The 6,027-nt window shown below is 42.8% G+C and carries 8 protein-coding genes; all 8 read right to left on the reverse strand.

What is annotated here, in order from left to right; translation table 11 throughout:
- Positions 1–23 precede the first annotated feature (23 nt).
- The gene (gene greA / locus RAC86_RS12815) at positions 24–497 is read right to left on the reverse strand and encodes a transcription elongation factor GreA (protein WP_003225918.1); all 474 of its coding nucleotides are present in this window, start codon (positions 495–497) and stop codon (positions 24–26) included.
- Between the two features lie 250 nt (positions 498–747).
- Entirely contained in the window at positions 748–1,383 is a 636-nt protein-coding gene (gene udk, locus RAC86_RS12820; RefSeq protein WP_003225916.1) for a uridine kinase, read from the reverse strand.
- 5 nt (positions 1,384–1,388) lie between these two features.
- On the reverse strand, positions 1,389–2,657 hold the full coding sequence (locus RAC86_RS12825; RefSeq protein ID WP_014114598.1) for a peptidase U32 family protein: 1,269 nt from the start codon (positions 2,655–2,657) through the stop codon (positions 1,389–1,391).
- A gap of 18 nt (positions 2,658–2,675) precedes the next feature.
- The gene (locus RAC86_RS12830) at positions 2,676–3,605 is read right to left on the reverse strand and encodes a peptidase U32 family protein (RefSeq protein WP_003237465.1); all 930 of its coding nucleotides are present in this window, start codon (positions 3,603–3,605) and stop codon (positions 2,676–2,678) included.
- Between the two features lie 5 nt (positions 3,606–3,610).
- Complete coding sequence (locus RAC86_RS12835) at positions 3,611–4,264, reverse strand: O-methyltransferase (protein WP_014114600.1); 654 nt, start codon at positions 4,262–4,264, stop codon at positions 3,611–3,613.
- Positions 4,265–4,414: 150 nt separating this feature from the next.
- On the reverse strand, positions 4,415–5,497 hold the full coding sequence (gene mltG / locus RAC86_RS12840; RefSeq protein ID WP_072182147.1) for an endolytic transglycosylase MltG: 1,083 nt from the start codon (positions 5,495–5,497) through the stop codon (positions 4,415–4,417).
- A gap of 140 nt (positions 5,498–5,637) precedes the next feature.
- Complete coding sequence (locus RAC86_RS12845; RefSeq protein WP_003237470.1) at positions 5,638–5,919, reverse strand: DUF1292 domain-containing protein; 282 nt, start codon at positions 5,917–5,919, stop codon at positions 5,638–5,640.
- Between the two features lie 17 nt (positions 5,920–5,936).
- Positions 5,937–6,027, reverse strand: a 91-nt coding sequence (gene ruvX, locus RAC86_RS12850) for a Holliday junction resolvase RuvX (protein ID WP_377885416.1), incomplete at its 5' end; no start/stop codon positions are given.

Genomic DNA, 6,027 nt, shown 5'->3' on the forward strand with positions numbered 1-6,027 from the left:
GGTGTTTCTTTGCTAAACGGATATTATGAAATTTTCACAATTTTCACGAGCATTTCTCCACCCGGTGTTTGAACTGTGACTTCTTCATCTACTTTTTTGCCCAGCAGGCTTTTTGCGATCGGTGAATCGTTTGAGATTTTCCCTTCAAACGGATCAGCTTCAGCGCTTCCAACGATTGTATATGATTCTTCATCACCGTCAGGCAGTTCGACGAAAGTGACGGTTTTACCCAAACCGACAACGTTAGAGCCGCCGTCATCTTCAATGATTTTCGCGTTGCGGATCATATTTTCAAGAGTCGTCACACGACCCTCTACGAATGCCTGCTCTTCTTTCGCTGAATCGTATTCAGAGTTCTCGGAAAGGTCTCCGAAACTTCTCGCAATTTTGATGCGTTCTACTACTTCTTTTCGTTTAACCGTTTTCAAATATTCTAATTCTTGTTCAAGTTTTTGTTTTCCTTCTTCAGTCATAGGAAAAACTTTCTCTTGTGCCATGTCCCTTCACTCCTTCTGGTTGTCCCTCAACATCTTCGATTATGTATGAGAGCATAAACTAAAAAATACAAGAATGAGAACACAGGGCAGTCCTCGTTCTTCTCTCCCATATAGGTACTGTTTATCTTAAACTGAATCTTGTCGTTCTGCAAATATTTCGCGTTTATAAACAGGGAAAGAAGGGAATTTGCACATCCCCTTCCTGCCTATACATAATATGGTCAGAGTTATTTATGTCTATGCTATGGTATTACAAAATCGCGTTTTGTTCAAGAATGGTTTGGATTTTTGTGACCATCAGATCAATTGCGACGTGATTCTGTCCGCCTTCCGGGATAATAATATCAGCGTATCGTTTCGTCGGCTCGACAAATTGGTTATGCATCGGGCGGACAACTGACACATATTGTTCAATGACAGAGTCAATAGAGCGGCCGCGCTCATTAATATCTCTCATAATCCGTCTGATGATACGCAAGTCAGCGTCTGTATCAACGTAAAGCTTGATATCCATCAGATCACGGAGCCTTTTGTCTTCAAGAACTAGAATGCCTTCAAGGATAATAACATCCTTGGGCTCTACGTGAACCGTTTCTTCTGAACGTGTGTGAAGCTTATAGTCGTAAATCGGCTTTTCAATCGGGCGGTAATTCAATAGATCTTGAATATGCTCGATTAAATAGTCATTATCAAACGCAAGTGGATGATCATAGTTTGTGTTGAGCCTTTCTTCAAATGGAAGATGGCTTTGGTCTTTATAATAAAGGTCTTGCTGGATCATTAAAATCGAGTGCCCTTTAAATTGTTCATAGATGGACCGTGTGACACTCGTTTTTCCTGAACCGGAACCTCCTGCGATTCCAATGACTACTGGATTCTTACCCATGGGTGTTACTTCCCCTTTCTCATCATGTTGCTCGGATAAATCTTTTTGTCTAGTTTGAATTTGACAATTTGCAGGGGATGGCGGGCAGCATCTAGCTCATTACCGTCTTCGTCCCAAATGGTTTCAATCGTATGTGTAAAGTTTTCGATTTCCGGACCGAAAAATTCCACTTCGTCGCCTTTCTTGAAGAAATTGCGCTGCTGAAGTGTGACCATTTGTGTGTCTTCATCATAATTCAGCACTAAGCCGACAAAATCAAACGTCGTTTTTTTGGCGTGCTCACCGAACATTTGCTCTTCATAGCCTGGCGTTCCTTCAAAGAAAGCTGTCGCAGTGTCCCGGTTGGCGCACTTATCAAGCTCTTCAAGCCATTCTTTTTGAATCACAAAGTTATCCGGATCAGCGCAATAAGCGTCAATGACTTTGCGGTATACGCTGACAACTGTTGCTACATAGTGAATTGATTTCATGCGACCTTCAATCTTTAAGCTGTCGATGCCCATTTCGATCATTTTTGGAATGGATTCAATCAGCTTCAAATCTTTCGGGCTCATCGCAAATGGCGCATCTTCTTCACCATATAAAGCAACGGCGTTGGCACCGTCTGTTTGATAAAGATCATAATCCCAGCGGCATGACTGGCAGCAGCCTCCGCGATTGGAATCCCGCGCTGTCATGTGATTGCTCAGGACACAGCGGCCGGAATATGCGATACACATCGCGCCGTGAATAAAGGATTCGATTTCGATATCTACTTTTTCTTTCATTTCTCTGATTTCCAGAGCGCTTGTTTCACGTGCCAGCACGACGCGGTCAAGGCCTTCTTCCTTCCAGAACTGGACAGCCTTCCAGTTTGAAAGAGACTGCTGTGTGCTCAAGTGAACCTCAACATTCGGCGCCACTCTGCGGCATGTTTCGATAATAAGCGGATCTGCCACAATGATGCCGGCAACGTTGGCGTCTCCAAGTGCTTTCAAGTATTCTTCAAGCCCGTCCATGTTTTCATTATGGGCGAAAATATTTGTCGTTACGTAGATCTTCGCGCCATATTGTTTCGCGAATTCAACGCCTTCTGCAATTTCTTCGATCGTAAAGTTATCGGCATTTGAACGCAGCCCATATTCCTGTCCTCCGATAAAGACCGCGTCCGCTCCGTAATGAACAGCGATTTTCAGCTTTTCAAGATTACCCGCAGGTGCGAGGAGCTCCGGCTTTTTTGTAATCACACGCTTCCCATTGACGATTGTGGATATTTTATCATTTACGGCAGTCATAGCTTAACCTCCTTTTGATTAATAAACCGTTTCTTTGAAGAAGAATCCGGTATCGATTTTTCTGTTAACTGGCTGGATGCTTTCTATGCGTTCAATCCAGTCTTCTTTTTTCGCTTCATATTCGTCACGGTTTTCCACACACAGATCAATCGCTTCTCTGTACATTTTGGTGACTTCTATTAGGTATTCAGGCGTTTTCAGGACACCATCGATTTTGAAAGAATCAATGCCTGCATCAATCAATTCCTCAAGCTCATCAATGATGCACACATCGTTCGGGCTCATGATGTGCGTGCCGTTTTCATCTTCGAAAATCGGATATTTATTATCACGTTCTTTATCATGCAAGAACATGCCCGATTCTTTTTTCTTTCCTTCAATGTCCATGACTTTGCCTTGGTATTCAAAATAGTTTCCAATCAAAGAACGCTTCGATTGGAACATGCACGTCATTCCATGCACGTGGATTTCAATTTCGACTTCAGCGTTTTCTTTAATCTCCACAATGCTGTCCATGTTTAACTCTCTGGCAAGCACAGAACGCGCCGCGCCTTTTCGTCCCCAGTAGTTGCATGTATAGTAGTTGGTGCCTGTCGTTTCTGTGCTCCAATGAAGCTTCAGGTCAGGCGCAGATTCACGAGCAGCCATAAGCACGGCAGGATCGCCGAATACCGCTGCATCGACACCGGTTTCCGCTAAGAAAGCCAGATATTCGCCAAGCTCACCTACTTTATCGTTATGGAAAATTGCATTTACAGCAACGTATACTTTTGCCCCTTCTTTGTGAGCAATCTCTACGGCTTTTGTTACATCTTCACGAGAAAATTCTCCGGCTAATCTCAAGCCGTATCTCTGTTCCCCAACTAAAAACGCAGTTGCTCCCGCCTGTATCAGCGGCAAAATGTCCGCCGTACTCGTCGGCGTCACTAAGAGCTCTGGTTTTTTCATGACGTTCACCTCTTCTTTTTACTAATCGCAAGTCCGTCCCCGACAGGAATAATCGCAGTTTGATAATCGGGATGATTCATCAGCCAATGATTATATTCATCAATTTTTGTTACCAGCCTGCGCCTTCTTTTCGGTTCTATTTTGCTGTAATCCTCTGCCACCAGACCTTTAAACAGCACGTTGTCTGTTAAAATCACCCCGTCCGGTGAAAGCATCGGTTCATATAAATGAAAAAAGTTTTGATACTGACCTTTTGCAGCGTCAATAAAAATGACATCGTAAGGCGCGGTTACATGAACGGCGTCGGCTAATTCAAGCGCGTCTCCGTAAAAAACATGAATCCGGTCATCAAGCTGAAATTCCTTGATATTGTTTACCGCTTCTTCATGCCGTTTCTCATTGCGTTCAATTGTATATATTTCAGCAGACGGCAGCTCCAGCGCCATTCGAATGGCGGAATAACCAATGGCCGTTCCGATTTCTAGTATTTTTTTCGGCTGTTTCACAGACAAAATTTGAAGCAGCACCTCCATGCCCGCTTTTTCCATGATCGGGACATGATGTTCTTCTGCATATGCTTCAAGCTTCTTCACGTTTTCCGGCCGAGGCTTCAATAATGCTTCTATATAGTCATTTATTTGTTCATACCGGTCAGTCACAACAAACAGCTCCGTTCTAAAAAGGAGTGCCCCAGTCTTTTTACACAGGACACTCTCTGAATACATCATGATACATCGGTAAACAACCCGATATATTTTATCATAAAACCTTGCGGAAAGCGAATAAAAGGAGAGCTTTTTGCTCTCCTTTTATTTCTCATTTTTTGAGGTAATGTATTTTTCTTTTGCTTTATTATGCTCTTTTAGCGTTTTTGTAAATACGACCTCACCATTTGATTTGGCCAAGAAGTACAGATAGTCCGTTTGATCTGGATGCAGCGCCGCTTCCCATGACGACATGCCAGCATTGGCAATCGGCCCTGGCGTCAGTCCTGTGTTTTTGTACGTATTGTACGGTGAATCGATTTCCAGATCCTTATAAAGTACCCGATCTTTATGCTTGCCTGCCGCGTACAGCACGGTCGGATCTGTTTGGAGCGGCATTTTCTTCTTCAGGCGGTTATAAAAGACGCTCGCAATTTTATGGCGGTCGGCTTTTTCAGTCGCTTCTTCTTCAATCAGAGAAGCCATCGTCAGCAGCTTATGCACAGATAGTTTATTTTTCTTCATTTCTGATTTGTATGTTTCCACGTAAGAATTTGTCTGTTTGATCATTGCCGTGATAATGTCTTCAAGTGACGTGTCCGGATCGTCAAAAGGGTATGTAGCCGGGAACAGGTACCCTTCCAGCGGATGCTTAATGTTTTTATTGAAAACATCGTTTGTCACAGTGTCCGGGAATTCTTTCTTCAGCTGATTGATAAATGTTTCATCGTCCAGCTTCGCTATGATTTGTTTTTTAGAGTATTTCGTTTCATCAGCAATAGCGGCCGCGATTTGTGTCAGCTGTGCTCCCTCAGTCACGGTAATTTGAAAGGCATAGCTTGTGGCCCCGCTTGTCAGCTTATGAATTATCTCATCCAAATCCATTCCTTTATTCAGATGGTAGAATCCCGCCTGAAACCCGGAAGCGCCTTTATATTTCACGTAATACTGAAAAGCCTTCTCGCTTTTTATGACATCGTTTTTCTTTAATATCGATGCGATGGACGAAACAGACGAGCCGCTCGGAATGTGAATGTTAACTGTCGTTTTACTGTCTTTTTCTACAGGTTCAAGCAATGATTTCCCATATAAAAATGCCCCGCCAATGATGAGAAGCAGCACAATAATGGAAGACAGTATGATTCTTTTTTTATTGAAAAATGATTTTTTTTGCTGATTGATATACATTAGGTCTCCTCCCATCAGCTCTTATACTACATGATTCATTGTATTTCGGCAATTTATTACAAAAAAAGGTGGAAAGGGGCCTTGATACAGCAGAAAAAAGCCGGAGCAGTATGGCTCCGGCTTTGGTTTGGCGCGGTGTTTTATTCTTCGTCTTCGTCCGCTAAGAACGTGTTTAGTGTTTCTTCGATCATATCCCATTCTTCGTCAGTTTCGATCGGGAATAGCTCACCGTTTTCACCGTCTTCGTTTGGCGTGAAGCTGGAAGCAAGAATTTCTACTTCTTCATCATCTTTTGTTTCGATTGGGTAGTACAACACATAAGACTTGTCAAACTCTTCGTTTTCAAATGTAAACAGCACTTCACAAAGCTGTTCATTTCCTTGATCGTCAACAATTGTAATATTTTTTTCGCCGTGTTCCATTTCCTTCACCTCTGGCTTTAATTTAAACTGTCAAGATATCCTTGCAAAATCATAACAGCCGCCATTTTATCAATGACTTTTTTTCGTTTTTGCCTGCTGACATCAGCG

This window comes from Bacillus sp. LR_5 (genome assembly GCF_042709275.1).